General features: G+C 63.0%; 19 protein-coding genes. 10 read left to right on the top strand and 9 right to left on the bottom strand.

Annotated features, from left to right (window positions below; all coding sequences use genetic code 11):
• Positions 1-2 precede the first annotated feature (2 nt).
• On the bottom strand, positions 3-767 hold the full coding sequence (locus tag ACR9Y2_RS23630) for an ABC transporter ATP-binding protein (protein WP_435044126.1): 765 nt from the start codon (positions 765-767) through the stop codon (positions 3-5).
• Between the two features lie 70 nt (positions 768-837).
• On the opposite strand from ACR9Y2_RS23630, the gene ACR9Y2_RS23625 reads away from it, so the two are divergent.
• The 3 genes from ACR9Y2_RS23625 to ACR9Y2_RS23615 all read left to right on the top strand — a co-directional run bounded on the left by ACR9Y2_RS23625 (position 838) and on the right by ACR9Y2_RS23615 (position 5,883).
• A complete protein-coding gene (locus ACR9Y2_RS23625) occupies positions 838-1,149 on the top strand; it encodes a PadR family transcriptional regulator (protein ID WP_435044125.1) in 312 nt (103 codons plus the stop codon).
• On the top strand, positions 1,149-1,934 hold the full coding sequence (locus ACR9Y2_RS23620; RefSeq protein WP_435044124.1) for a hypothetical protein: 786 nt from the start codon (positions 1,149-1,151) through the stop codon (positions 1,932-1,934). The genes ACR9Y2_RS23625 and ACR9Y2_RS23620 overlap by 1 nt, the downstream gene beginning before the upstream one ends.
• Before the next feature lie 298 nt (positions 1,935-2,232).
• A complete protein-coding gene (locus ACR9Y2_RS23615; RefSeq protein WP_435044123.1) occupies positions 2,233-5,883 on the top strand; it encodes a PKD domain-containing protein in 3,651 nt (1,216 codons plus the stop codon).
• 113 nt (positions 5,884-5,996) lie between these two features.
• On the opposite strand, the gene ACR9Y2_RS23610 is transcribed toward ACR9Y2_RS23615, so the two are convergent.
• Positions 5,997-7,379 carry a hypothetical protein gene (locus ACR9Y2_RS23610; RefSeq protein ID WP_435044122.1) on the bottom strand — a complete coding sequence of 461 codons (1,383 nt, stop codon included), beginning with the start codon at positions 7,377-7,379 and terminating at the stop codon, positions 5,997-5,999.
• Between the two features lie 177 nt (positions 7,380-7,556).
• On the opposite strand from ACR9Y2_RS23610, the gene ACR9Y2_RS23605 reads away from it, so the two are divergent.
• On the top strand, positions 7,557-8,504 hold the full coding sequence (locus tag ACR9Y2_RS23605; protein WP_435044121.1) for a VWA domain-containing protein: 948 nt from the start codon (positions 7,557-7,559) through the stop codon (positions 8,502-8,504).
• Positions 8,505-8,681: 177 nt separating this feature from the next.
• Here ACR9Y2_RS23605 and ACR9Y2_RS23600 read toward each other — a convergent pair whose 3' ends face one another.
• Both ACR9Y2_RS23600 and ACR9Y2_RS23595 read right to left on the bottom strand, forming a co-directional pair.
• The gene (locus tag ACR9Y2_RS23600) at positions 8,682-9,572 is read right to left on the bottom strand and encodes a hypothetical protein (protein WP_435044120.1); all 891 of its coding nucleotides are present in this window, start codon (positions 9,570-9,572) and stop codon (positions 8,682-8,684) included.
• A gap of 213 nt (positions 9,573-9,785) precedes the next feature.
• A complete protein-coding gene (locus tag ACR9Y2_RS23595) occupies positions 9,786-10,967 on the bottom strand; it encodes a hypothetical protein (protein WP_435044119.1) in 1,182 nt (393 codons plus the stop codon).
• A 231-nt stretch (positions 10,968-11,198) separates the two neighbouring features.
• Here ACR9Y2_RS23595 and ACR9Y2_RS23590 point away from each other — a divergent pair, with 231 nt between their 5' ends.
• From ACR9Y2_RS23590 to ACR9Y2_RS23565, 6 genes are read left to right on the top strand one after another with little or no spacing between them, the layout of a single operon-like run.
• Positions 11,199-14,774, top strand: coding sequence for a hypothetical protein (locus ACR9Y2_RS23590; protein ID WP_435044910.1), 3,576 nt, complete (start codon positions 11,199-11,201; stop codon positions 14,772-14,774).
• A 36-nt stretch (positions 14,775-14,810) separates the two neighbouring features.
• The gene (gene hypF / locus ACR9Y2_RS23585; protein WP_435044118.1) at positions 14,811-17,003 is read left to right on the top strand and encodes a carbamoyltransferase HypF; all 2,193 of its coding nucleotides are present in this window, start codon (positions 14,811-14,813) and stop codon (positions 17,001-17,003) included.
• The gene (locus ACR9Y2_RS23580; protein ID WP_435044117.1) at positions 16,994-17,260 is read left to right on the top strand and encodes a HypC/HybG/HupF family hydrogenase formation chaperone; all 267 of its coding nucleotides are present in this window, start codon (positions 16,994-16,996) and stop codon (positions 17,258-17,260) included. Before hypF ends, ACR9Y2_RS23580 begins: the two co-directional genes overlap by 10 nt.
• Positions 17,253-17,588 (top strand): hydrogenase maturation nickel metallochaperone HypA, encoded by a 336-nt coding sequence (locus ACR9Y2_RS23575; protein WP_435044116.1) that lies wholly within the window; start codon positions 17,253-17,255, stop codon positions 17,586-17,588. Before ACR9Y2_RS23580 ends, ACR9Y2_RS23575 begins: the two co-directional genes overlap by 8 nt.
• The gene (gene hypB, locus ACR9Y2_RS23570) at positions 17,585-18,241 is read left to right on the top strand and encodes a hydrogenase nickel incorporation protein HypB (protein WP_435044115.1); all 657 of its coding nucleotides are present in this window, start codon (positions 17,585-17,587) and stop codon (positions 18,239-18,241) included. Before ACR9Y2_RS23575 ends, hypB begins: the two co-directional genes overlap by 4 nt.
• Entirely contained in the window at positions 18,238-18,756 is a 519-nt protein-coding gene (locus ACR9Y2_RS23565) for a hydrogenase maturation protease (protein WP_435044114.1), read from the top strand. Before hypB ends, ACR9Y2_RS23565 begins: the two co-directional genes overlap by 4 nt.
• A 20-nt stretch (positions 18,757-18,776) precedes the next feature.
• Here the strand turns inward: ACR9Y2_RS23565 and ACR9Y2_RS23560 are convergent, their stop codons facing one another.
• The 5 genes from ACR9Y2_RS23560 to ilvB all read right to left on the bottom strand — a co-directional run bounded on the left by ACR9Y2_RS23560 (position 18,777) and on the right by ilvB (position 24,257).
• The gene (locus ACR9Y2_RS23560; protein ID WP_435044113.1) at positions 18,777-19,148 is read right to left on the bottom strand and encodes an MGMT family protein; all 372 of its coding nucleotides are present in this window, start codon (positions 19,146-19,148) and stop codon (positions 18,777-18,779) included.
• An 82-nt stretch (positions 19,149-19,230) separates the two neighbouring features.
• A complete protein-coding gene (gene cimA, locus ACR9Y2_RS23555; RefSeq protein ID WP_435044112.1) occupies positions 19,231-20,841 on the bottom strand; it encodes a citramalate synthase in 1,611 nt (536 codons plus the stop codon).
• Between the two features lie 6 nt (positions 20,842-20,847).
• Positions 20,848-21,855, bottom strand: coding sequence for a ketol-acid reductoisomerase (gene ilvC, locus ACR9Y2_RS23550; RefSeq protein WP_435044111.1), 1,008 nt, complete (start codon positions 21,853-21,855; stop codon positions 20,848-20,850).
• A gap of 122 nt (positions 21,856-21,977) precedes the next feature.
• Positions 21,978-22,508, bottom strand: coding sequence for an acetolactate synthase small subunit (ilvN, locus tag ACR9Y2_RS23545; RefSeq protein WP_435044110.1), 531 nt, complete (start codon positions 22,506-22,508; stop codon positions 21,978-21,980).
• Between the two features lie 18 nt (positions 22,509-22,526).
• Complete coding sequence (gene ilvB / locus ACR9Y2_RS23540; protein WP_435044109.1) at positions 22,527-24,257, bottom strand: biosynthetic-type acetolactate synthase large subunit; 1,731 nt, start codon at positions 24,255-24,257, stop codon at positions 22,527-22,529.
• Positions 24,258-24,630: the final 373 nt, after the last annotated feature.

Here is a 24,630-nt window from a genome sequence, read left to right as displayed (position 1 = left end):
CTCTAAGCCTCGATGAGGTCAGCGACCTGGCGCGAGATGGCGGTGGTGTCCTGCTCGACGGCGAGTTGCGAGAAGATCGCCTCCAGGGTGGGGGCAGACATGAGGGTGCGCAGATGTTCGATGGAATCGTCGGCGACGACTTTGCCGCGATGCAGGATGACGACGTGGGCGCAGACACGCTCGACGGTTTCGAGCTCATGCGAGCTGAAGAGCACCACTTTGCCGCGTGAGGCCAATTCCTGGATCAGGCTGCGGAGCACGAGGGCGGTGGCGACGTCGAGGCCGGAAAAGGGCTCGTCGAGCAGAATGAGGTCGGGATTGTGCAGCAGGGCGGCGATGAGCAGCACCTTCTGCCGCATGCCCTTTGAGTAAGCAGAGATGGGGACGTGGCGGTCAGAGTGAAGCGAAAACAGGCGCAGAAGGCCATCGATGCGACCGGCGGTGGGCTTGGCTGGCAGACCGCGCAACTGGCCCACCATGATGAGGTATTCCAGGCCGCTAAGATGCGCATAGAGGTGCGGCTCCTCCGGCACATAGCCCATGCGTTGCTTGTAGGCGATGGAAGCGCGCTGGATCCGTTCCCCCTGGAAGCGGATTTCGCCGGAGGTGGGGTCCATGAGACCGGTGATCATCTTCATGGTGGTGGATTTCCCCGAGCCGTTGGGGCCCAGGTAGCCGGTGATTTCGCCGGTACGGGCAGTGAAGCTCACTTCCTCGACGGCGACGATGCCGTGAAATCGTTTGGTGAGGTGAAGGAGTTCGAGCATGGCTGACACCCTATGTAGCAAACTACAAACCGGGTGTCAAGTATTATGCTACATAGGGTAGAATGGACGCATGGCTGCTGAGCTCAAGCTTTCGCACACTGCCGCGCTGATCCTGCAGGCGGTGGAGACCGGCGATGGATACGGATTCAGCGTGATGGAACTCACCGGGCTTCCGAGCGGAACGGTCTATCCCGCGATGCGCCGGTTGGAGCGGGACGGCCTGGTCGTGTCGCAGTGGGAAGGGCAAGCGATTGCGGACGCGGGTCAGCGGCCGCCGCGGAAGTACTACCAACTGACGGAGGCGGGCCAGGCGACGCTGGCGGCCTCGCAGCGGCGGTATCCATTGTTAACAAAACTGGCGGCCGTCGAAACGGGGGAGTGATGACCATTCACCTGGCAATGTTGCGCAGCGCAGCCTGGCTGGTACCGGGCGAAATGCGTGCGGAGTGGCTGGCCGAGTGGAGCGCGGAACTGTGGCACATCCAGCGGAGGCACAGGCTGAAAACGACGGGCTTTTGCCTGGGCGCATTCCGGGATGCACTCTGGATGCGGCGCAACTGTCCTCCTGCAATGCCGTCCGCATCCTGGCTGGAATCGCCCATACGGTGCCTGGGCTTCCTGTGCCTGCTGGCGACGGTGTGCGCGCTGGCGGCGTTGCGCTACCAGCGGCCGGGCCTACCGTTGCCGGTGCGCGGGCCGATTGGGGCGATGCTCTACATGGCCCTGATGACAGTGCCCATTCTGGCGGCGATCACGAGCCTGCGCCTGGGGTCGTATCCGGGCCAACCCAATGCCTGGCGCTGGGCTTTCTTCGCGGCCAAGGTCGCACTGGTGCTGTTCATTGTGTTTTCGGGCGTGTTGAACCTGGCGGCGATGCTGGGGCTGAAGGTCGCATCCGGGCCGCTTCACTGCATTTTGATTGGGAATGTCGTGGGGTTACGGTGGGCGCTGATCGACCAACGGCGGCGCTGTCCGGAATGCCTGCGGCTGGTGACGCACCCCGCTCGAATTGGTGTGCCCTCACAGATATTCCTCGAGTGGTATGGGACCGAGTTCGTGTGCGTGAAGGGGCACGGCCTGCTGCACGTCCCGGAGATCCCGACCACGTCGTTCCGGACGCAGAGTTGGACGCATCTGGACCGGTCGTGGAGCGAGTTGTTCAAGTAGGGGCAAACGGGGTCGACCGGGGCTAGGGACGGCTTGATCTGAGAGACGAGTCCAGCAGTGCGGTGTGGCGGATCGTATAGCCTGCCGGCCGCCCTGGCATCGATACCCGCGCGCACCACTTCGGCAGCGGGCATCGCGGCCCACTGAACCCCATGCTGGTTCCGCAGGGGGTGGAGCGATGGCTTGTGCCGTTGGCGCGCAGTCCTATGTTTCCCTGGATAGACCACCATGGACCCTCCGGTTCATTGTATTTCAGAGTGATAGGTATTAAACTTCAGAAGCGGAGGAGTCGATCGCCATGAAGTGCTTGCTGGCGTTGGGTTTCCTGTCATTGGCGGTCCTGGCCGCGGAGGATCCCCGCTACTTGCGTGAGCGCCGTGCCGCTGCCGCTCCCCGTACTTTCGGTGGCGGCCTCACCAGGCCGGTGTCAGCCGGTCAGTTCGAGCTCAAGGTCGATGATGGTGATTGGGACACAGGCCTACTGATGGATGGCCTCACCATGGTGAACCGCCTCACGCCTCCGGCTTACCCTGTCCGCCTGCGCGCGCTGAGGATTCAGTTCGTCGAGTTCGAGGGCGAAGTGTCGCCGATTGGCCGGTCGGTGCGCCTCATCGTGTTCCTTGACCCCAAAGGAGCAGGCGCCCCAACCAACAGCACTCCGTTCCTCTACTCGGTCTCCGTCCCCATCGCGGCCGTCAATACCTGGATCGATTTTCCCCTCAATGGGGCTGTCGTCTCGTCCGGCGACATCTACGCCGGTTACGTCGTATCCGACCCCGCCTTGGGTGCCGGTTTCGCCTGCGACGCCAGCAGCACCCCGCAGCGCCGCACTTTCCATTCCTTCGATGGCGGCGCCGCCTGGTCGGGGCCCACCAAGTTCCAAAGCGGCCGCGAACCCAATCTCCTTGTCCGCGCGATTGTGGAATCAGAGGGCGAACCCGAGGTGGAGGAACTCTCCACAGACGACGGAACCATCGAAACTGCGCTCCTCTCGCGCAACGTCTGGGCCGTCAATCGCCTCACCCCCGCCCGGTACCCTGCTACCCTCGAGAAGCTCTCCTTGCTGTTTCCTTCCATGACGGGCATGCCCTCGCCGGCCGGTCAAAAGGTCAGAATCCTCGCTTTCAGCGGTCCATCCGATGGTTCGGTGCCAGTCCAGCCCCAACTTCTGGTCGACCGGACCATCACCGTCGAGCGCGCGGACGTCATGCTGGATACGGCCATCACTGGAGTCACCATTCCTTCCGGCGATTTCTACGTCGGCATACAGGCTCCCGACGCGGACAATGGCGTCTACATCTCCTATGACACGGACGGTCCTGCCAAGCAACGCGCTTATTTTTCCTGGGACGACGGAGCCACCTTCCTCGGCCCCACCCAGGTGAAGCCCAGCGACACGGTGGCGCGTCAGGTGAACCTGCCCTATCGCGCGACTGTCCGCTACGGAACTGCTTCGAGCCCTGAACTCTTTCAACTCTCCAGTGAGGAGGCGCTGAAGGATGGTGTCGAGGCGGAACCCTCCGAGTTCACGGTGAAGTTCACCACTACTGCGTCAATCGACGGGGCAGTGCCACTCGAAGTTAGCGTCGAGGGTGCGGGCGAAGTCAAACCACAGGTCACCATCGAGCCGAAAGAGCTGCGCAATGGAGAATCGGCCCTCGTTCGCGTGGTGGCCCCGGCCGGTTCCACCGCCGACCTAATCACCGTGAAAGTCTCCGCGAAGCTCTCGAGTTTTGCCACCAGCCTCAACCTCGGGCTGAATCTGTGGAAACTGCTCACAGTGACCACGATAGGAGCGGAAGGCGGTCCGGTCGAATCCGAGGGCTTCCGTTGCACCGTACCCGCCGGAACCCTGTCAGCCCCGACCGAGGTTCGCCTACTTCGTGGCTTGCCCGCACCGTTCTACGTCGAGGAGCGAAACAGCAATGTCTATCGCCTGGAAGGATTGCCCGGCGACCTAGACGGCGAACTCGAAGTCAGCCTGCCGCTCACCACCGCCGTCCCGGCCGGATCCCGCCCCTTCCTCGCCATGGAGCGTAACTCCTGGCTGCGCGCCAAAGGTGGCTATGGCAGCAGCCGCCGCCTGATGCCGGCCGACGGCGGCACCACGGCGAGCGCCCACTTCCACGCAGGCCATCCCGCCGCCGGTTCCGGAGGCCTGCGCTTCTACGCCGTATCCGGATATGCGGTGGCCGGTGAAGAAAAGCCCACCGTCAGCCGGGCAGCGTCTTCCGTCGCTGTGAAGCTGATGTACGTCAAGGACTACATCACGCCCGCTACCGCCGCTGCCATTCAAGGCTGGGCTGAGAGCGCTGTGACGAAGCTCACCTCGGCTCCGCCCGAGGGCCTCGGAATCCCGCTCGACCACATCGGCGGCACTCTCTGGGTGACCATCTCCCGCTTCCACGACTGGCTGATCTTCACTAACAAGCTCACCTACGGCCTCTCCGACGGCCGCGGCATCGAGCTGAACGCCAATCGCATGGAATCCGAGGAAGCGATCAACGAATTCCGCACGGTCGTCGCCCACGAGTTGGTGCATGTGGCCCAAAAGCCTGGCAAACACGACGGTTGGGTTTGGATGGACGATGCCACCGCCACCTGGTTCGAGGGCCAGGCCGACACCAGCCCCAGCTACGTTGCCCAGGTGACCAAGGACAGTTTCCTTGGCTTCCTGCGCACCGGCCTCCAGTTCTCCCTAGCCAAGGCCAAGTCCATCACCGATGAGAAACCGGAACAGTTCCACGGCTACGGCGCGGCCGCGTATCTCACCCAACTCTCGAAGAGTCTCTCCAACGGTCCTGCTGCCATCGCTCCCCTGATCACCGGAGCGGCCCAGGACCCACTCTCCCTGAACGTCCTCAACAGCCTGGTCACCGCTGAGAATCGCACTCTCGAAGACACCTGGCGAACCTTCGTCCACGACATCATGGATGTCCAACTCTACTCCGGAGCGTGGCCCGCCCCCTCGGATCTCATGCCGGAAGGAGACCGCAAGTACAAATGGTTCCGGGCTTCTCCGGAAAGCGGCAAAGTTTGGGCTAACGAAAAGATGGGCGACCTGTCGGCCGAGGTCTACAAGATGGACTTCGAACTCGCTGCGGCGGCGCCGGCCCTCACCGACGGGGTCACGCTGCGCTTCGAAGTGCCTCCCGGCTTCCAGAGTGACAAAGCCGGAATTCTGGTGGCCAGCGCGAAGGAAAAGAAACTGATCGGCGAGAACTGGGGCCCCCTGCGGCCCATCGTTGACATCCGGAATGTCGAGAAACTCTCGAGCCAACAACCGCTGCTGCTGATGCTGGCCAATGGCCGCTGCGTGCTGCCCTGTGACGGCTACATCACGCTGCCCCTGCAAGCCGGCCTGGCCCCGCCTGCACTCGAGATGGCGAACAAGTACTCCAACTTCAAAGGCGTTGTCGGAGGTTCTTACTCTTTCGGCACCATCAACACCAACATTCCGGCAGACGTGGCATACAGCTGGAACTTCGGCGACGGCAACACTGACTACGGCGAAGGCAAACGCAGCGTGACCCACAGCTACAAGAACCCCGGCACCTATACGGTAAATGTCGAGGCGAGTTCCACGCCGCCCTCCACCGCGACCACTACCATCGAGATTGCGCCCAATACCGATCCGGAGAAGACGGCCACCGTCGCCTTCCAGGTGTGGCGCAATTTCAAGAATGTATTTGGCCAAAGCAAACAGGCCTGCAACGACTTCAAGGTCCGCATTCTCGACCCCAATACCTCGGTCGTGGTGGATCATGGCGAGGCCCTCGCCACCAACGGCTACTGGGAAACCACGCTGGTCGTAGGCCACAACTACGCCTATGAGGTGGATTACAACTTCACGCTGGGCTGCCCGGATAAGGGAACGTTAAAGGGCCAATTCAGTGTGAAAGACGGGCTGAACTCCGTCAGTGTGGAGGGGCCTGCCTGCAGCCAGTAGGCTCGCACGGAAACCCGAGCCGACAGCGGTGAAACGCGGGGCCGCCTGATTCGGGCGAACACGTGCCAGGGCTGTCGACATTGCCGCCTGACCTTTTCGGCTGCCGGACTGCACTACTGGCCGACAGGTAAGGTTGGCCACTTTTCGCCGGGATCGCGCCATGGCTTGCCGCCCGGTGCCCGGAGGGTGTGCGGGATGAAGCCGATGCGGCCGCGGCGATAGTCGATGACCATGGTATAGGCGCTGAGGAATGAGTAGCCGAGAATGCCGGTGACGCGGAAGCCGGCGGCGCGGTTGAGGTCCTCCATTTTGCAGGAGGTGGCGTAGCCCTCCCAGCGGGAGAAGCCGACGGCCAGTAGCACCTGATACAGGTGCTGGGGCGGCAGGGCCGAGCACAGCCAGCCCGACAATACCCGGTTGGAGCCGCCATCCACGTCCTTGACGCCCGGCGGCTGTTTACCCGCCTGGAGAAGCACGGCGGAAGTGAGGTTGCTCACTGCAAAGTATCTTTCCTGTTCGGGGTCGAGCTTCGCCGGTGCGAGGAGAAACGGGCCGTAGCGGCGGATGTTCACGAAATACCTGGCAGCTTCGGCGGGGTAGCCCTCGGCGAACGGAATCAGGGAAAGATCGGCGGCCGAATTGCCGATTTCCACGAGAAAGTCCTTGAAGACTTCGGCCCCGATGATGCCGTCCACCCCGTACATGTAGGAACGCGAGGCGTTGCGGACAAATACCGGACAGTTGCGCAAGGTGAGCTCTCCGAGTTCCAGCTTGTCGATGATGCCGAAGTCGCCTGCGAGCAGGTTGCCCTGATCGAGCCAGGGGTAGGTGGAGGGGAACAGGATGCGGGCGCCCAGTGCTTTGGCCGCACTCTTGCGGAGCCAAATGCCTTCGGTGGCGGTGGAGAGCAACAGCCTGATTCTGCCGCCATTCGGAGTGGGGACGACGAGGACCGCAAAGGTCATGCCGAAGGGAACGTCGCGGCCGGGGTCCTCCAGTTCGAAATAGTAAGGCCGGGTTGTGTCGGCCACCTCGAAGGCCGGCCGCCCGCCCAGGGCGTCGAGTTCGCGCAGCCGCATGCGGGCGCGGGCGGCCTGCTCGCCGGTGGCCATGGAAGCGAGCTGGCGTGTGGAAGCTTGCTGTTCGGCCGGGGTCGGCGCGGAGCGGGACAGGAAGGTCAGGGCGTCCAGATTGCCAGGATCGAGCGTGAGGGCCCGGCGGTAGAGGGCGAGGGCCTGTTCGCGCCGGAAGCCGCTCTCCTGGATGCCGGCCGCCGCTACGAGGCTCGAAATGCGGGCGGGGTCTTTATCGAGCGCCTTGGCATAGTAAGGCAGTGCCAGGTCAGGCTGGCCGCCCTGAAAGCGGGCCGCGCCGAGTTTTTCGAGTTGGTCAGGGGTGTAGGAGTCGAGGAGCTGCTGGGCGGAAAGAGGCGAGCAAAACGCCAGCGACAGCGGGATCACTAATTGAAATAGTGTTCGTACATAGTGTCCGCGCATGAAGGGTCTCCGCTTGTGATTTTATTGGATTTTAAAGCGGAGCGCGATTGGAGTATTGCGGCAAGCGGATGGCATTTCCGTGGTTTTGGAGGTAGACTTTGCTTGCGCCGGCTGGAGAGTAATGCCGTCTGCCGGCTGGAGCCTTGAAGTTTCCTCGATTGAAGGGTGCCATCCGGAATGAAGCCCATGCTGCGTCGCGGCTTTCTTTGTTCGCTGTCCTCGATGGCATGGTGGTCACCTCCGGCTTTCCGCACTGAGGTCAGCCTGGTGCGTGTCGATTGCGAGGTGACGGATGGGACTCGCACGATTGACGGCCTCATCCCTGCCGATTTTGCGGTTCTCGACAATGGCCAACCGCAGACGATCCGGGTTGTCTCCCAAGGAGAGGAGCCACTGGACATCGTTCTGGTCTTCGATGTGAGCGGAAGCATGGCGGGCTCCATCGCACGGGTGCGAAAAGGCGCCAGGAATGTCCTGGCCCAGATGAAAGCTGGCGACCGTGTGGCGCTGACGGAGTTCAGTGGGCGAAGCGTCCAGGTGCTGCCCCTTTGCTCCAACATGGACCAAGTCGCCCAGGTGATCGAGACCCACCGGACGAGCAGGTGGGTGGGAGTGGGCACCGCCCTGCTGGGAGCGGTGGAAGCCGCCAGAAAAGTGCTGGCCCGCGAACGGCGGGCGTCCCGGCGCAGGGCGATTCTCGTCGTGACGGATAACTTCGGCAATGCGAAGCGCCCCAATCAGGATGCGCTGGTGGTCCGGCTCTGGGAGACCGACGCCAGTGTCCACGGAGTGCTGGTCGGCCCATATCTCTGGCTCCAAAAGCAGCGGCGAGCTGGGCGAGCTTTTCCACCGTCGATGATGAGACGCGAGGAGATGGCCTCCCACCTGGATGACGTTGCGGAAAAGACAGGCGGCACGCTGCTGGGCGCGGAGCAACCGGAAGATGACTTCGCCAGGCTGATGGAACGCATCCGGCGGCGATACAGCATCTACTACGACATGCCGCAAGGCCGGGCAGGCGAGAAGCGGACGGTGCGTGTGGAGTTGAGCGAGTCCGGGCTGATCAGACACCCTGGTGCGCGGGCGCAGGCCAGGAAGGGTTATGTTTTGCCGGAGAAACGGTGAAGCGGGCGGGGGAAGCTGGTTTTCAACGGGAAGGATACGGGCAGCCAGTGTTTGGGGCAAAGCACTGACCAGAATCTGCCAGGATTGCCGGGCCGGGAAGTGCACATACCGGTAACCGCAAAAAGAGCCGGGAGACTGGCTCCCGGCTCTCTGCCCCAACGAAGTGGGCTATGGTCCCTAGCGCTTGGCCATCGTTTTCACTTTGGGCACCGCCAAGTAGCCGATCACCTGGTCCTTACGGATCTCGTTCACGACCACTTCATAGGGAGTCCGTGCGCCGGAGGTATAGAACTGCACCGGCTCGTTCACGTTCTTGTCCTTCTTCTCGACCGTCTTGTCGTCGGCCAGGACGTTCATCGTGAACTTGTTCCGCTTTACGTCGGTCTTCTTGAGGGCCAGGCGGATTTCGCCGACCTTCTGGGGCTTACCGTTGCGCGGCAGCGTGAATTCGAAGTAGTCCTTCTCACCCAGCTTGCGCAGTTCGGAGAGTTCTGTCCCGTTCGTCGCGATCAGGCCGCTCATGACACCCATATCGCCCGTCATCCGCTTCAGGTCTTCCTTGGTCTGTGACAGGTCGGTCTTGGTGGTGTCTACGTCTGTACGAACCGTGCCCACGTCACCCTTGATGCCATTGAGGGCTTCGTCCACCTGGGTTGACTTCTGGTCGGTGGCCTGCTTGTAATCTTCGAGTTGCTTGGTCAGTTCGTCGTTCTTGGCGGTGAGCGTCGTCAGCACCCGGCCGGCCTGCTGTTTGGCGGCCCGCTGGGAACTGGCCAGGGCTTCCTGCCGAGCCTTGGTCACTTCGTCGTTCATCTTGGCGAGGGTTTCGTCGACCTGGGCCTTCGCCACTGTTGCGCTGGTCTGCATCTGGCTCTGCAGCTGTTCGAATTTCTGCTGCGATTGGGCCATTTCCTGGCGCACCGAGGATACCTGATTGCTCTGGTACCACCAGCCTCCGAGGGCAGCCACCAGGGCCACGGCCACGGCCACCTTTGTGACGACTCCGCCGGAACTGGGACGCTCCTCATTGCGGATCACGGTTTCGTTGTTTTCGTTGTAGCTCGACATCCTGTGCATCTCCTCAAAGATTCTTTTTGTCTGACGCTTCCGGCGTCACGCACTGTATATTGCAGATGCCGTGCCAAACTATAAGTGCTTTGTTTTCAGCCAGGTTGCGAAAATAATGTGCGGATTCGGCAATTCTGCCCGAGTGCACTTCTGCCCGACGCCTGCAAGTGTGCCCGAAGAAAAGGCACAGGCCAATTCCCTACCCCAAACGCACTACAATCCAGGCCGGAAAGTGACCAGCCAGCGTACAAGTTGAACCGGTAAAGGATACAGCCACCAGACGCCGCTGCCACCTTCCAGGTAAAAAGGAGGGACGAAGAAGGAGAGAAGCGCCGTCGCGGCGGCGATGCGGGCGAGAGAGTCGGCCGATTCGGTCTGGCGCAGGACAGCCAGGCCGACGAAGACCGCCGGCAGAAGGTATGACACGCTGCGGGTGGTGTCGATGACGCAGAAGGCGCTGGCCGCCAACCCTGTGACGAGGCCGGCGAAGAGCAGTCCCTTGGCGTATCGTTTGCGGACGAAGAGGACGGCACAGCCTCCGGCGATGGGGGCCCAACAGCCGCCGAGGCCACTCCACAGGGCGACGGGGAGAACGTTCATCTGGCGGGCGAACAGGTGGAAGCCGATGCCCGCCAGCGCCGGTTGATAGCTACCGGATGACGTCATGTACAGGCGGCTGAGAGTATAAACGCCGAGTCCGAGGACGACGCCCAGGGCGACGCGCACAGCGTTGGGACGGTGCACCAGGTGAAAGAGCAGGACGCAGGGGGCGGCGAGCAAGGCGCGCTCGTCGGTCCAGGCCGCAAGGAAGGTAAACAACGCAACCAGCGCGGGGCTTCTCACGCACAGGGCCAGCAGGAGCAGGCAGAGTGCGGCCGCGTCGTAGTAGCCGCCGCGTAATTCGTGGAACGCTGCTTCGCCGGGCCAGGAGCAGCCGACAGCGAGGCTAATGAGGAACGCGGAGCGGCGGCAGCCCGTAATCTCATAGCCGGCATGCAGGGCCAAACCGAGCAACAATATGCCCAGGAGCGCGGAGACCAGGAGGACACCAGCCATCCGCAGGTGCAGGAGACGCGCGACCAGCGGCACGGTCAGCCGGTAGGTGAGTTTGCTCTCGTGCGAATCCGGAGCATAGAGCTGGCCCATGTCGGCCAAGGGGCGATCCGCCTTGAGGAGGGCATCCTGCCACTTCTGCTGGACGAAGCTGGACGACAGTGCGTCATAGCTGGGAAAGGCCCGCAGCAGAACGAGGGCGAGCACAGCGAGCAACGCGCGGGCTTTCCAACGCCGTCCGGCCACCAGCAGCCCCAGAATGCGCTCAAACCAAGCGTGCACCCGGAGCAGCAGTTGTTCCAGGTTTGGCAGTTCGCGGATTTCCGAGGCGAAGGTCATCATTATGGCCAGACAATCAGTCACCGGACGAGCCGGGCGGGCACACGTCCGGCGCGGGCACGTTGCGTCGCATTAGCAGGGAAACAGCAGCCATCCGATGAAGGTGACCATTGCGAAGGCTGTCGATTCAAAGACCCGCGGGGCAGCAAAGGCGCTACAGGGCCCAGGCAATTCCTTATGGAATGGGTCCGGAAACGGTTATCGCTAAATCTGGAAAGTCGAGTAATATTACTCATGCAGAGGCTCTGGCTGGTTCTCGCCTGGACTGGGTTGTGCTCGGCCGCCACATGGGTGGCGCCAGCCATCGTCAATCGCACTCTCGATTCGGGCGCGCATGCCTCCTCCGCCCTGAAGCTTCGCAATACGGGCGCCGCCGCGGCTTCGATTACGTTCGAGCTGCTGCCTTCCTCCGCCGCTGGACCGGCCGAACCGGTCACACAGACACTGGATCCCGGAGCCACTCTCGTGATCGCGAATCCGTTGCGTGCACTGTGGAGCCGTGAGGAAGAGACCGGAGCATTGAAGCTCACGGCGGACCAGTCGCTGGCAATTACCTCGGAAACGGTGGTGGAGCTGCCGGATGGCTCGCAAGTCCGTTCCGCCGGGCTGGTGGGCCGGTACCAGGACACGACCGGCCCCGAATCGACGGCCGACCTGCTGAGTTTCCCGATTCCTGATTCGGCGGCCGCCAGCCTGGGTGTAGTCTTCCTGGTGCCCGGAGCGGTGGATGTGGTTTCCTACAATGCCGCCGGTGCGGAACTGGTGCGGCAAACGCTGGAAGCGGCGGCCCCGGGCGTCGTGGAAGTGGCGGCGGCGAGCCTGGACGCTCCGGGCACCGAGACGTTTCGCTACGAAATCCAGGTTGCCTCGGGCCGCGTCAGCGCTTATTTACAGATCCTCGATTCCGCGCTCAACGATGTGCTGCTGGCGGCGGGTACGCCGGAACCGACGGGCGGACCTCGCGTCACCTACCTGGCTCGTGAGGCGGGCAGCAGAGTGTCGGTGCGGATCCTCAACCCGGATGAGTATTACTCCAGTGTGATCACAGCGGCGTTTTATGCCCCGGAGGGGGGCGATCCGCTGGCGACGGCGAAAGTGACCCTCGCCGCCGGAGCCGCCCAGGCGATCGACGACATCGTCGTGGAGACCTTCGGCCTGGCGGCGGGCACACCCGGCATCCTCCAGCTTTCGGCCTCTTACCCGGTGGTGATCCAGAGCCGGACCCTGGCGTCGGCGGGGCACCAGGCATTGACGCTGACGGCCCCAGCCGGCTCTGATCCGGCACAGCTGATTGCCCTGGATCCGGCCGCGGCGCTGGGCTTCACGGCCAATGTCGAGGGGGGCACAGCATCGTTGACGCTGCTGGACGCAGCAGGTCAAAGCGTAGCGGCCGGTAGCGTGACGCTGGAACCGAACACCACGATCGAAGCTGCCGCGGCGGCGTTCTTCCAGGTCGAGGCCATCCCGCAGGGAGCCGCGGTGGTGATCGAAACGACCCAGGGCGCTTTGGCGGCGTACGCCCGCACCGGCGGCACACTGGTGCAGTCCGCGCAGAGCGTGGCCGAGTACTCATGCGAGGCTCCGTATGTCGACCACTTCACCTCTTCGGCCGGGTATCCGGCCGCCCCGGGTTCATATGATCTCTCGTGGAGTGTGTTCAATGCGGACACAGTCTCTATCAGTGGTCTCGGGCCGGTTGCAACGACAAGTACGGCTGCAGTGGACCTGACCGAGTCGGCGACGTATGAACTGACGGCGACAGGCGTGTGCGGCGAGACGGTGCAGCAGTTGAACATCGCGATCGGCGCGCCCCGGCTGGCTGCGCTTTCGCCGGCGGAGGCGAAACCGGGACAGACAGTCACGCTGACGATGGAGAACCTGGCGGCGCCCGATGCCGTGACCGGGGCCCTGCTGACCTTCCCGAATGGAACAACGGCCGTGGCACAAGTGAATGTGGAGAACGGTGTTCCGGTATTCACAGTACCGCTGCCTCGCGATGTGGGGGGAGTGACAGGCGATTATACGGGCGGCATTTCGGTGGCGGCCCGGCTCAACGACGACACGCTCACGAATACCGTGGGTTTCACTTTCCTCAAATCCACGTATGCCGGTGATGCGGCGGCCGATTTCCGGCAATGGATCACCAGCAAAGCGGCGGCCGTGCGCGACGTACTGACGCAGTTGCACGACCAGCCCGACCTGGCGCCGGCCATCGACGTCCTGCTCGCCGGCCTCGATCCCGACCTGGCAGTGCTGCAGAAGATGGCGGACGACATCGCAGTTACCGGATCCGCTGTCCTGCCGGCCTTCCCGGCGACCGCCGAGTATCCCAATCCCCAGCCGGTGACGGTGACGCGAGCCGATCTGGAGACGATGATGTCGATGATCACGGAGCTCACGCCGGCTGAAGAGGAATCACCCACGGCCTGGAAGAATCGGGTGCGCGCCGCCGGCGAAGGAGGGCCCTGCCTGACGGACGATCCCAAGTACGCGCTGTGCTATAGCATCGCCCAGATCGATTCCAATTCCCTGTTGGTGAAGGCCTGGAATGCGGCGGGCGGCATTGTCGATGAGATTGGTAAGTTCGCCGAGAAGTTCTCGAAGAACCCCTACATCATGGCCTTCAACCGCATCCGGCGGCTGGTCGGCAAGGCTGAGTTCTTCTGCAACATTTATCCCGTTTACCTCGACTCATTCAATGCACGGCCGTTCCCGGACCCGGTGCCGGTGGGCACGTTCCGCGAGGTGCGCAACGACGGGACGCGCATTTATGCGCTGCTGAAATCGCGCTGGACGAAGGAGCAGGCTGTCGACCAGATCGTGCAGGTGGCTCGCAATTTCGTACTGGATTCCATCATCAACGGCGACAAGAAGACCAGTAAGGAAGGCAAGGATGCGGCGAAGGAGCAGGCCAGGATCTGGTTGGACTGGCTGTATCAGCAGAGCCGGGACGAGGTCCAACGCATGTCGAAACAGTTGGGACTGATCCAACCGGCCCGCGAGGTCCAGGTCTACAAGTGCGATCTGAAGACGGTGCAGCCGCAGGGCCTGGGACGGAACCCGCTGCTGGGCCGCGACACGCGAATCGAGCCGCTGTTCGAAGGGAACAAGAGCTACGCCTACGGCTTCTGGGGGAAAGAGGACGGCGGCCTCACCTACGCGCAACTGACGACGTTCCCTGATCACTTCGTGGAGCTGACGCCCAACGTGAACGCGCAGCAGCATCGCGGCGTGAAGGGCGGCGTGTATGGCATCCCGATCGAGGTGGGCCGCGGGGTGTCGACGCTGAAAGTCACCCTGACCCGGGCGGAGGAACGCGGCGGCACTTACCGCACGCTGGTGGAGATGTATCGAGAGTTCAAGGTGACGCCCGAGACGCGCTTCGACTATTCGTTCGCGACCGGCAAGAGTTCGATCTCCATGAAGGTGCGCAAAACAGGAGCCAGCTACAAGATTGAAGCCTCCATTAGCGGGAGTGATCCAGTGGATGTCCAGCCGCAGGGCGGCATGCAATTGAGCGCCAAGCTGCGGCGGCAGCGCGGCAACCGCCAGCAGTTCCGCTTTACGGGCCAGGCGTCGGGCACGTCGGACCGCGGCTATGCCGGAGCCTCGATGTACCTGCAGAACGACGGAAGTGCGGCCAACACTTCACCGCGTATCAGTTACGCGTTCCCGCCTGACCTTCTCAACCTTTCGTGGAACATCACCTCCACCGGCGCCCGCTCGGCATCCATCTCGATCGGCCTGCTGGGTGGAGGGCGCAGCTCGTCTGCGAACTTCCATGGAACCCTGACTCTGCCCGTACCCTGATTCCAGCAGCAGGCATATGATGGAGCTGCGTTCTTCATGCGTCTGCGCATCCGTATTACCGGAGCCGTCCAAGGCGTCGGCTTTCGTCCTCACGTCTATCGTCTTGCCTCATCGGCGGGCCTGGGTGGCTTCGTTCAGAATTCCATCGAAGGGGTGCTGATCGAGGCGGAGGGGCCGCCGCGCGTCGCCCGCTGGCTGGAACAGAAGCTGCGGGATGCACCGCCGCCGAATGCCGTCGTCCACTCCTTCCACACAGAAGAGATCCCCGACCGGGGCATCACCCCTTTCCGCGTCGATCACAGCGATGCGTCAGGAGAACCGGGCGCCTTCCTGCTGCCCGACCTCGCCATCTGCCCGGCCTGCCTGGCTGACATCCGGGATGCAGCGAACCGACGCCATGGCTACCCGTTCACCACCTGCACGCATTGCGGGCCAAGGTACTCCATCGTCGAAGGCATTCCCTACGATCGCCCACTGACCTCCATGCGCCGGTTTCCCCTATGCGCGGAGTGCGACGCCGAGTATCGGGATCCGCGCGACCGCCGTTTTCACGCGCAGACGAACTGCTGCCCGGCCTGCGGTCCGCAACTGGCGCTATGGTCGGCCGAGGGCAAGGTGCTGGCCAGCCGGCAGGAGGCGCTGCTGGGCGCGGTGCAAGCCTTGCGGGACGGGCGGATCGTTGCGATCAAGGGCATCGGCGGCTTCCATCTGTGCTGCAATGCCAGGGACGCGGCGGCGATTCGCTTGTTGCGCGATCGCAAGCACCGCCCTACCAAGCCCTTTGCCGTCATGACGGCCGCGTGGCATGTGCGGCCCGAGGCGGACCGGTTGCTGCGTTCACCGCAGGCGCCCATTGTCCTGATCGAGCATCGTGGGCTGCTGCCGGAGGAGATCGCGCCGGGCAATCCCTACCTGGGGTTGATGAGCCCTTATTCTCCGCTGCACGCCCTGCTGCTGGATGAGTTCCAGGGTCCCATGGTGGCCACCAGCGGCAATCTTACCGACGAGCCGATCTGCATTGAGGAACAGGAAGCGCTGCAGCGGCTGGAGGGCATTGCCGACGTGTTTCTGGTGCACGACCGGCCCATTGTGCGGCCTGTGGACGATTCTATTGTTCGCTTCATTGATGGGCAGCCTGTCCTGCTGCGCCGCGCCCGGGGGTATGCGCCGCTGCCTTTTCAGGCCGCGTTCCCACTGCCGGACATGGTGGCGACAGGGGCGCACATGAAGAACACGGTGGCCTTCTCGCGGGCCAACCTGGTGTTCCTCAGCCAACACCTGGGCGACCTGGAAACGGTGCCGGCGCTGGAGAACCACGCGCGTACGCTGGAAGACCTGCGCCGCACATATCAGCTCGAGCCGCAATTGGTGGCCTGCGACCTGCATCCGGAGTATGGGTCGACGCAGGCGGCGCAACGGCTGGGACTGCCGGTGGAGCCGGTGCAGCATCACGAGGCGCATGTACTGGCCGGGGTCTTGGAACACCGCATCGAGGGCCCCTTGCTCGGAGTAGCCTGGGATGGCACCGGCTTCGGTCCCGACAAGACGATCTGGGGCGGCGAGTTCCTCGTCTTTCAGGACAACCGCTTCACGCGCGCGGCACACCTGCGGCCCTTCCGACTGCCGGGAGGAGAGCAGGCCGTCCGTGAGCCGCGACGGTCCCTGCTGGGTGTCCTCCATGAATTCGGGCGGGCCGGCCTGGCGAAGCAGTGGTTCCAGCCGAATCAGTTCGATGTACTCCAACAGATGCTGGTCACCGGCTTGAACAGCCCAGTCACCACCAGCGCTGGCAGGCTGTTCGACGCCGCGGCCACACTACTCGGCCTGTGCTCGGTTTCCACCTTCGAGGGCGAGGCCGCCATGCTGCTGGAATTCGCCGCCCGCCGTGCAGAGCCTTGCCCCCTGCCGCCGGCCTCCACTGACTGGCAGCCGCTGTTCGAGATACTGGCCAACCCGGCCCACCCGGTGCCGGCCCGCGCCGCCTGTTTCCACCATGCGCTCGCCGCCTTGATCCTGCACCAGGCCCAACAGGTGGGCATCGAACAGGTTTTGCTCACCGGCGGTTGCTTTCAGAATGCAATCCTCACGGAACTGGCCACCGCCCGGCTGCGCGACGCGGGCTTCCGTGTCTTCACCCATCAGGCCATCCCCCCCAACGACGGCGCCATCGCCGCCGGCCAGATTCTCGCGGCCGCCCTGCGCCGCCAGGAGCCTTCCCCATGTGCTTAGCCATACCCGGCCAGATCCTCAATCTGCAGGGTGACGATGAGATCACCCGCATGGCCCGCGTCTCGTTTGACGGCATCGTCAAGGAGGTGTCGCTCGCCTATGTGCCCGAAGCCCGCAGCGGCGACTATGTGCTCGTCCATGCCGGCTTCGCCATCCAGACCATCGATGAAGCGGAGGCGGACCGGACCTTGCAGCTACTACGCGAGATGGGCGAACTCGACGAGGAAACCGGCCAGCCGGGCGCCGCCAATGCATGAGCTATCGATCACAGAGTCGATCCTGGAGATCGCCCTGCGCCACGCCGCCGGCCGCCGCGTCGTCTCGGTCCACCTCGTCATTGGCGAACTGTCGTCCTACGTCGACGAATCGATCCAGCTTTTCTGGCAGGAGCTGACCCGGGGGACACTGGCGGAAGAGGCGGCGCTGCAGTTTGCACGAGAACCGGGCGAGCTGCTGTGCCTCGACTGCGGCAAGCAGTTTCCAGTCCGCACTCGCGATTTCATCTGCCCGCACTGCCAGTCCGGCAGCGCACTGCCGGCCACGGGCAAAGACTGCTACGTTGATTCCATCGAGGTGTTCGAATGAACCCCGTCCGTATTCCTGTTGTCGAGAAGGTCCTTTCGGCAAACGATTCGGTGGCCGCCGCCACCCGCGCCCAGTTGGACGCGCGCGGCATCTTCTCTCTAAACCTGATGGCCTCTCCCGGAGCCGGCAAGACCTCGCTGGTGGAGCGCACCACGGCCGCGCTGAAGGCCACGCATCCCGTGGGCATGGTGAATGGCGACACGTCCGAAGCGGCCTTTGACGCGGAGCGCAGCCAACGCGCCGGCGCCCTCTCCATCCACATCAACACGGGGGGCAAGTGCCATCTCGAGGCCGCAATGGTGCGCGACGCGCTGGCCCTGCTGCCGCTGGAGCAGATCCGGCTGCTGCTGATTGAGAACGTGGGCAACCTTGTCTGTCCCTCGGCCTGGCAACTGGGCGCGCATTGCAGCGTACTGATCGCGTCGATTCCGGAGGGCGACGACAAGCCCTACAAGTACCCAAAGATGTACTCCGGCGTCGACGTGCTGGTGATCAACAAGATCGATCTCCTGCCCTACGTCGACTTCCGCATGGACTACTTCCGGCGCGGCGTGGAGACTCTGAATCCGGGGCTGGTCACCTTCCCTGTTTCCTGCCGGACCGGCGAGGGGCTGGAAGCCTGGTTCGACTGGCTGCGGAGCCGCCTGGCGTGACAACCCTGATTGCCGGCCTGGGCAATGTCCTGATGGGCGACGATGCAATTGGCCCCACGCTGATCTACTATTTGAGAGCCTTTTATGAGTTTCCCCCCGAGGTGGAGTTGAAGGATTTCGGCACACCGGGGATCGACCTCGCCCAGCACCTGGCCAACCGCGACACCGTGATTCTGGTGGATGCGAGCGAGGACCCGGCTTCGGCGCCAGGGACGGTAAAGGTAGTGGACCCAGCCGGATTGCCAGCCGCGCGCGAGTTCCCGCGGCACGATCTGCATGCACCGGATTGGCACGAGTCGTTGCAGCTCTCGCGACTGCATGGCGTGCCGCCCCGGCGGCTGATCCTGATTGGCGTAGCCGCGGGCTCGTGCCAACTGGGGGAGCCCATGTCGCCGGAGATTTCCGCGCACCTGGAGACAATCCTCGATGAGGTTGCAGCCGTGATCAGTGGGTTGGGCATCGCGCTGGTCCGGCGCGCTGCTCCGCAACCACCGGAACTCTGGTGGCAGCGATAACCGGAGAGCCCTGGCCCGGTTTACTCCTCTTCCCACATCTTGAACATGTGCTGGTGTTTCTCCATGTTCACGCGACGGCCTCGAAACGTGACGCCTTCCATCTCCAGCCGCATGCGCTGCTCCAGCGCGGCATCCAGGTGCAGCTTGATCTCGCCGCCGGCGCCGACGACCCGCTGCCACGGCAGGCGCCCGCCCGAGTGCCGCAGAATGCGCGCCACCAGGCGGTGGTACATGGGATAGCCGGCGGCCCCCGCGATCTGCGAATAGGTGGCGACTTTGCCTTTGGGGATCGACCGGATCACGCGAATAATGGCGGAATCCCGAGCCTCATTGGGCTTCTGGATCTCCTTCATCAACGCCCGGACGATCTTTTCCTTGGGGATCCGCTGCATTGGAACTATTCTCGCATTCCAAGTGAAAGGGGCCGCCCGCTCCGGCAGGCAGCCCCGTTCCTCTCACAAAAGTGACTGTACGCTACACGCCCCAGCAGTAGTCTTCGACGGCCTTTTCGATCGACTCATCCTTGTCCGCCAGCCGCATCAACTCCAACCGGATGGCGTCCACCAGCGCATTCCAGGACGCTTCCAAAACGTTGTCACTGACGCCGACAGTGGCCCAGGAACGGCGGTGATCGGACCATTCGACGAGCACGCGCACCTTCGACGCCGTACCCTTCTCCGTCGAGATCACACGCACCTTGTAATCCGTCAGCCGCACACTCGCAATCGCCGGATAGGTCGCCGAAATGCACTGCCGCAGACAGAGGTCGAGAGCGTTCATCGGGCCTTCGCCCGAAGCCGTCGCGGAGTGGATGGCCTCATTGATCCGCAGAATAATCGTGGCGGTGGTCTCGGAAGGCCGGCTGCCGATCATGCGCGTACCCACTTCGAAGCTGACCACTTCGAAGAAGTGCAGGCCCGGCTGCAATGCCTCGCGCACCAGCAGCTCGAAGGTCCCTTCGGCCGCTTCCAGTTCGTAGCCGAGATACTCCATCGTCTTCATGCGGTCGAGCAGCTCGCGCTTGGCATCGTCTTTCAGACGGTCGCCGAGGCCGTACTGCTGCAGCTTGTAGAGGATGTTGCCGCGGCCGCTGAGATCGCTCAGCAGTACACGCTGCCGGTTGCCCACCACGGACGGACGGATGTGTTCGTAGGTGATGGAATCTTTCAACACGGCGCTGACATGCACGCCGCCCTTATGCGCAAACGCGCTGCGGCCGACAAACGGCTGGCCGGCCGGTACCGGCAGGTTGGCCAGTTCCGCAATGTAGTGCGCCACGGAGGTGAGCGAGGTGAGCTTCTCCGGACCGATGGTGGAATGACCCAGCTTCGCTTCCAGGTTGGCGATCACACTGGCCAGATTCGCGTTGCCGCAGCGTTCCCCATAGCCATTCATGCAGCCCTGGACATGCGTCACGCCCTGCTCCACGGCGGCCATGGTGTTGCCCACCGCCAGGTCGCAGTCGTTGTGGCAGTGAATGCCCAGCACACCGTCAAAGCGCTCGCGCACGATGGTGACGATCTCGGCCAGGCGGTGCGTCAGCGTGCCGCCATTGGTATCGCACAGGCAAAGTACGTCCGCACCCGCTTCCTTAGCCGCTTCCAGCGTGCTGAGGGCGTAGTCCGGATTCGCCTGATAGCCGTCGAAGAAGTGCTCCGCGTCATACACCACCTCGCGGCCATGGTCCTTGAGGAACCGCACCGTGTCGGCGATCAGCGTGAGGTTCTCTTCCAGCGAGATGCCCAGCACGCGCGTGGCGTGGATATCCCAGGTCTTGCCAAAGATGCTGATGACAGGCGTTTCCGCCTCCAGCAGCGCCAGGACGTTGGAGTCTTTCTCCACCGGATTGCGGGCAAACCGGGTCGCCCCGAAGGCGGTGAGCTTGGCATGTTTCAGCTTCAGCCCACGCGCCTTCAGGAAGAACTCCTTGTCCTTGGGGTTGGACATCGGCCAGCCGCCCTCAATGTAGTCGATACCCAGTTCGTCGAGCTTCTGGGTAATGAGCAGCTTGTCTTCCACTGAGAAAGACACGGCTTCGCCTTGCGTGCCGTCACGGAGGGTGGTGTCAAATGTCCAGATACGCATTGCAGTTTACTCTTCTACCTTCTTCTTCTTGAGGAAGGTCATCATGTCGCGCAACTCGGCGCCGACGGTTTCGATACGCTGCTTGCGCGCGCCTTCCCGCATGGCCAGGAAGCCGGAACGGCCGCTCTTGTTCTCCGCCATCCAGGCCTTGGCGAATTCGCCGGACTGGATCTCAGAGAGGATTTTGCGCATTTCGGCGCGGGTCTGGTCGTTGATGATGCGCGGTCCGCGGGTGTAGTCGCCGTACTCAGCCGTATCGGAGACGGAGTAGCGCATGTAGCTGAGGCCGCCTTCATAGATGAGGTCGACAATCAGCTTGAGCTCGTGCAGGCACTCGAAGTAGGCGATTTCCGGGGCATAGCCGGCTTCCACCAGGGTTTCGAAACCGGCGCGGATCAGTTCCGAGGCGCCGCCGCACAACACGGCCTGTTCGCCGAAGAGGTCCGACTCGGTCTCTTCCTTGAAGGTGGTCTCGATGACACCGGCCTTGAGCGAGCCCAGCGCCAGGGCATACGCCAGAGCGTTCTCGTGGGCCTTGCCGGAGGCATCCTGCGCGACAGCGATCAGCGCCGGAACACCCTGGCCTTCCGTGAAGACTTCGCGCACGCGGTGGCCGGGGGCCTTGGGCGCGATCATCGAAACATCGACGCCGGCCGGAGGCGTGATGAAGCCGAAGTGAATATTGAAGCCGTGGGCGAACATCAGCGTCTTGCCGGGCTTCATCGACGGCGCCAGGTCGTTGTTGTAGAGGTCGGCCTGGATGTGATCCGGCACGAGAACCATGATGACGTCGGCCTGCGCGCCGGCTTCGGCCGGGGTCACCACGGTGAGACCGGCGGATTCCGCTTTCGCTTTCGACTTCGACGTGGGCGGCAGGCCCACAATCACGTTCACGCCCGAATCGCGCAGGTTCAGCGCGTGCGCATGGCCCTGCGAGCCGTAGCCGACGATGGCCACTGTCTTGCCCGCGAGCGGAGCGAGCGAGCCGTCCTTCTCATAAAAACGATTTGCCATAACGAATACTCAGATTCCTTTCGAATTCAAAACCAGGGAACTCGGGCTACGTCCCGCGCAGGTGGAACAGGTAGCGCCTCCATCCTTGGGACCGCCACCCGTTCCAAGCGGAACTCTCCCTGTTAAGCCTGTCCCACCGTCTCGGGCTGGGACTTGGGGATCGGCGGCGCCAACCGCAGCTTCTTCGCTTCCAGGCTCACGGCCACCATCCCCGATCGCGTCACTTCAATTTCGCCGTAAGTTTCCATGACGGCGATGAACTCTTCCATCTTCTCCGGGGCGCCCGTCGCCTCCAGGGCAAAGCCCTCCACTGAGGAATCCACCACGCGAGCCCCGAAGATCTCGGACTCTTTTAAGATAGCCGTCCGGTTCTCCTGGGTGGCGCGCACCCGCAGCAGCACCATCTCGCGCATCACCGCCGGAGCATCGGTCAGGTCCGCCGCCTGCAACACGTTCACCAGGCGGTTCATCTGTTTGATCACCAGGCCGCGCAACCGCGACTCGACATCCACCATCAGCGTCATTCGAGATAACGTCGGATCAAGTGTCCGGGCCACTGTCAATGACTCGATATTGTAGCCGCGCTGGCTGATCAGGCCCGTCACGCGCATCAACGCGCCCGGCTTGTTCTCCATCAAGATAGATATGGTCATCAGCATGACATTTACTCCTTAGCGGGGCACGGCCACAGGCTGCGGCGGAGCCAGCACCATCTCGTTGATGGCCGCTCCGGCCGGAACCATCGGGTAGACGTTTTCAAACTGCGACACGCGCACATCCATGAGATAAGGACCCGGTTCCGCCAAAGCTTCCTTCAACGCCCCGGCTAGTTCCATCGGCGTGTGCACGATGCGCCCCTTCATTCCATACGCGGCGGCCAGCAGTTCCACATTCGGGAACGCGCTCAACTCCACCGACGACAACCGGTTGTTGTAAAACAGCTCCTGCCACTGCCGCACCATCCCCAGGTAGCCGTTGTTCATCACGATCACCTTCACCGGCAACTGGTAGTTCACCAGGGTGGCCAGTTCCGGCAGCGCCATCTGGAAGCCGCCGTCACCGCAGATCGCGAAAACGGTCTGGTCGGGATGCGCCATCTGCGCGCCGATCGCGGCCGGCAGGCCGAAGCCCATTGAGCCCAGGCCGCCCGAACAGATCCACGTACGCGGATTGTCGAACTTGATGAACTGCGCCGCCCACATCTGGTGCTGGCCCACGTCCACGCTGACAATCGCCTTGCCGCCCGACAGCTTGTTGATCTCGTACATCAGGTGCTGCGGCTTGATCTCATCGGCCGAGAAGACCGGTTCCAGCGGATGCTCCGCCTGCCACGCGCGGATCTGTTTCCACCACGACTTGCGGCCTTCCGCGTTCTTCGGCGCCATCTCCGGTTCCAGTTCCTTCAGGTTCCGGTTCAGCTTGCTCAGCACTTTCTTCACATCGCCGACAATGGGCAGGTCCGCGGTGCGGTTCTTGCCGATCTCGGCCGGATCGATGTCGACATGGATGACCTTGGCATGCGGAGCGAACGCCGCCAGCCGGCCCGTCACGCGGTCGTCAAACCGCACCCCGAGCGCGATGAGCAGGTCGCACTCATACATACCCATGTTGGCCGTGTAGGAGCCGTGCATGCCCGGCATCGAGATGAAGTTCGGATGCGAGCCCGGCAGGCCGCCCAAACCCATCAGCGTGCAGACCGCCGGCGCATCCAGCGTCTCCACCAGTTCCTTCAACTCAGGCGATGCGCCCGCCGCCAGGATGCCGCCGCCCGCGTAAACATAGGGCCGCTGCGCTTCCCACATCATCTGCGCCGCGCGCCGGATCTGGCCGGCATGGCCGTCGGTCACCACCTTATAGCCAGGCAGGTGGATCTCGTTGACAGGCGTGTAGTGCGCCTGGCCCTGCAGCACGTCCTTGGTGATGTCGACCAGCACCGGGCCCGGACGGCCCGTCGAGGCGATGTGGAACGCTTCGTGGACAATCTGCGCCAGTTCCTTAATGTCCTTCACCAGGAAATTGTGCTTCGTGCAGGGCCGCGTGATGCCGAACGTATCGGCTTCCTGGAACGCATCGCTGCCGATCAACTTGCTGGTCACCTGGCCCGTGATGGCGACTATCGGGATGGAGTCCATCATGGCATCCACCAGGCCGGTGGTCAGGTTGGTTGCGCCGGGGCCGGAGGTGGCGCAGCAAACGCCCACCTTGCCCGTCGCTCGCGCATAGCCGGCGGCGGAAAAGGCTGCGTTCTCCTCGTGCCGCACCAGAACATGGCGAATGGGGTTGTCGTAGATGACGTCGTACAAAGGTAGAGTGACGCCTCCGGGATAGCCGAAGATCACATCAACGCCTTCGCGCGCCAGGCACTCCAATAAAATGCGTGCACCACTCATCAGGTTGGACATCGGTCTGAGGAATCCTCTCTTGTCTATCAGGGACTGGGTTGAATTGAAAAAGGCCACCTCGGCGGGATCTTTCCGCCTGGTGGCCTTTTTTGTAACTCAGGTAAGGCTCACTCAGGCAGGTCCCAGTACGGTGACCCCAATCTGAATAATCCCTACTACTACGAAAAGTTGCACGGCCCTGCCGCTCAGTTGCTGGTGGTTCCAGAGCTGTTCGGTCAGTGTCATCTGTTCCAGATTAGGGTGTTAGTCCGGAAAATGCAAGATGTGATCGCCATTAAATGTGTTTATGACGGTATAGCCCACCACCGGACGGGTGTACCACCCAAATCCGTGCTTTTCACAACGAAAACGCCGTTCCTGGCCGGCCGGCCTT

It is taken from the genome of Paludibaculum fermentans (genome assembly GCF_051172195.1).
GTDB lineage: Bacteria > Acidobacteriota > Terriglobia > Bryobacterales > Bryobacteraceae > Paludibaculum > Paludibaculum fermentans_A.
The sequence above is the reverse complement of the archived record's forward strand: the minus strand, read 5'-3'. Positions and strand labels throughout refer to the sequence as shown.

Coding starts and splice junctions, on each gene's coding strand:
- ACR9Y2_RS23615 (WP_435044123.1), top strand. CDS start 2,233: ATGAAGTGCTTGCTGGCGTTGGGTTTCCTGTCATTGGCGGTCCTGGCC.
- ACR9Y2_RS23630 (WP_435044126.1), bottom strand. CDS start 767: ATGCTCGAACTCCTTCACCTCACCAAACGATTTCACGGCATCGTCGCC.
- ACR9Y2_RS23600 (WP_435044120.1), bottom strand. CDS start 9,572: ATGTCGAGCTACAACGAAAACAACGAAACCGTGATCCGCAATGAGGAG.
- ACR9Y2_RS23605 (WP_435044121.1), top strand. CDS start 7,557: ATGAAGCCCATGCTGCGTCGCGGCTTTCTTTGTTCGCTGTCCTCGATG.
- ACR9Y2_RS23595 (WP_435044119.1), bottom strand. CDS start 10,967: ATGATGACCTTCGCCTCGGAAATCCGCGAACTGCCAAACCTGGAACAA.
- ACR9Y2_RS23610 (WP_435044122.1), bottom strand. CDS start 7,379: ATGCGCGGACACTATGTACGAACACTATTTCAATTAGTGATCCCGCTG.
- ilvC (WP_435044111.1), bottom strand. CDS start 21,855: ATGGCAAATCGTTTTTATGAGAAGGACGGCTCGCTCGCTCCGCTCGCG.
- hypF (WP_435044118.1), top strand. CDS start 14,811: ATGCGTCTGCGCATCCGTATTACCGGAGCCGTCCAAGGCGTCGGCTTT.
- ACR9Y2_RS23590 (WP_435044910.1), top strand. CDS start 11,199: ATGCAGAGGCTCTGGCTGGTTCTCGCCTGGACTGGGTTGTGCTCGGCC.
- ACR9Y2_RS23625 (WP_435044125.1), top strand. CDS start 838: ATGGCTGCTGAGCTCAAGCTTTCGCACACTGCCGCGCTGATCCTGCAG.
- ACR9Y2_RS23560 (WP_435044113.1), bottom strand. CDS start 19,148: ATGCAGCGGATCCCCAAGGAAAAGATCGTCCGGGCGTTGATGAAGGAG.
- ilvB (WP_435044109.1), bottom strand. CDS start 24,257: ATGTCCAACCTGATGAGTGGTGCACGCATTTTATTGGAGTGCCTGGCG.
- ACR9Y2_RS23580 (WP_435044117.1), top strand. CDS start 16,994: ATGTGCTTAGCCATACCCGGCCAGATCCTCAATCTGCAGGGTGACGAT.
- ACR9Y2_RS23575 (WP_435044116.1), top strand. CDS start 17,253: ATGCATGAGCTATCGATCACAGAGTCGATCCTGGAGATCGCCCTGCGC.
- ilvN (WP_435044110.1), bottom strand. CDS start 22,508: ATGACCATATCTATCTTGATGGAGAACAAGCCGGGCGCGTTGATGCGC.
- cimA (WP_435044112.1), bottom strand. CDS start 20,841: ATGCGTATCTGGACATTTGACACCACCCTCCGTGACGGCACGCAAGGC.
- ACR9Y2_RS23620 (WP_435044124.1), top strand. CDS start 1,149: ATGACCATTCACCTGGCAATGTTGCGCAGCGCAGCCTGGCTGGTACCG.
- hypB (WP_435044115.1), top strand. CDS start 17,585: ATGAACCCCGTCCGTATTCCTGTTGTCGAGAAGGTCCTTTCGGCAAAC.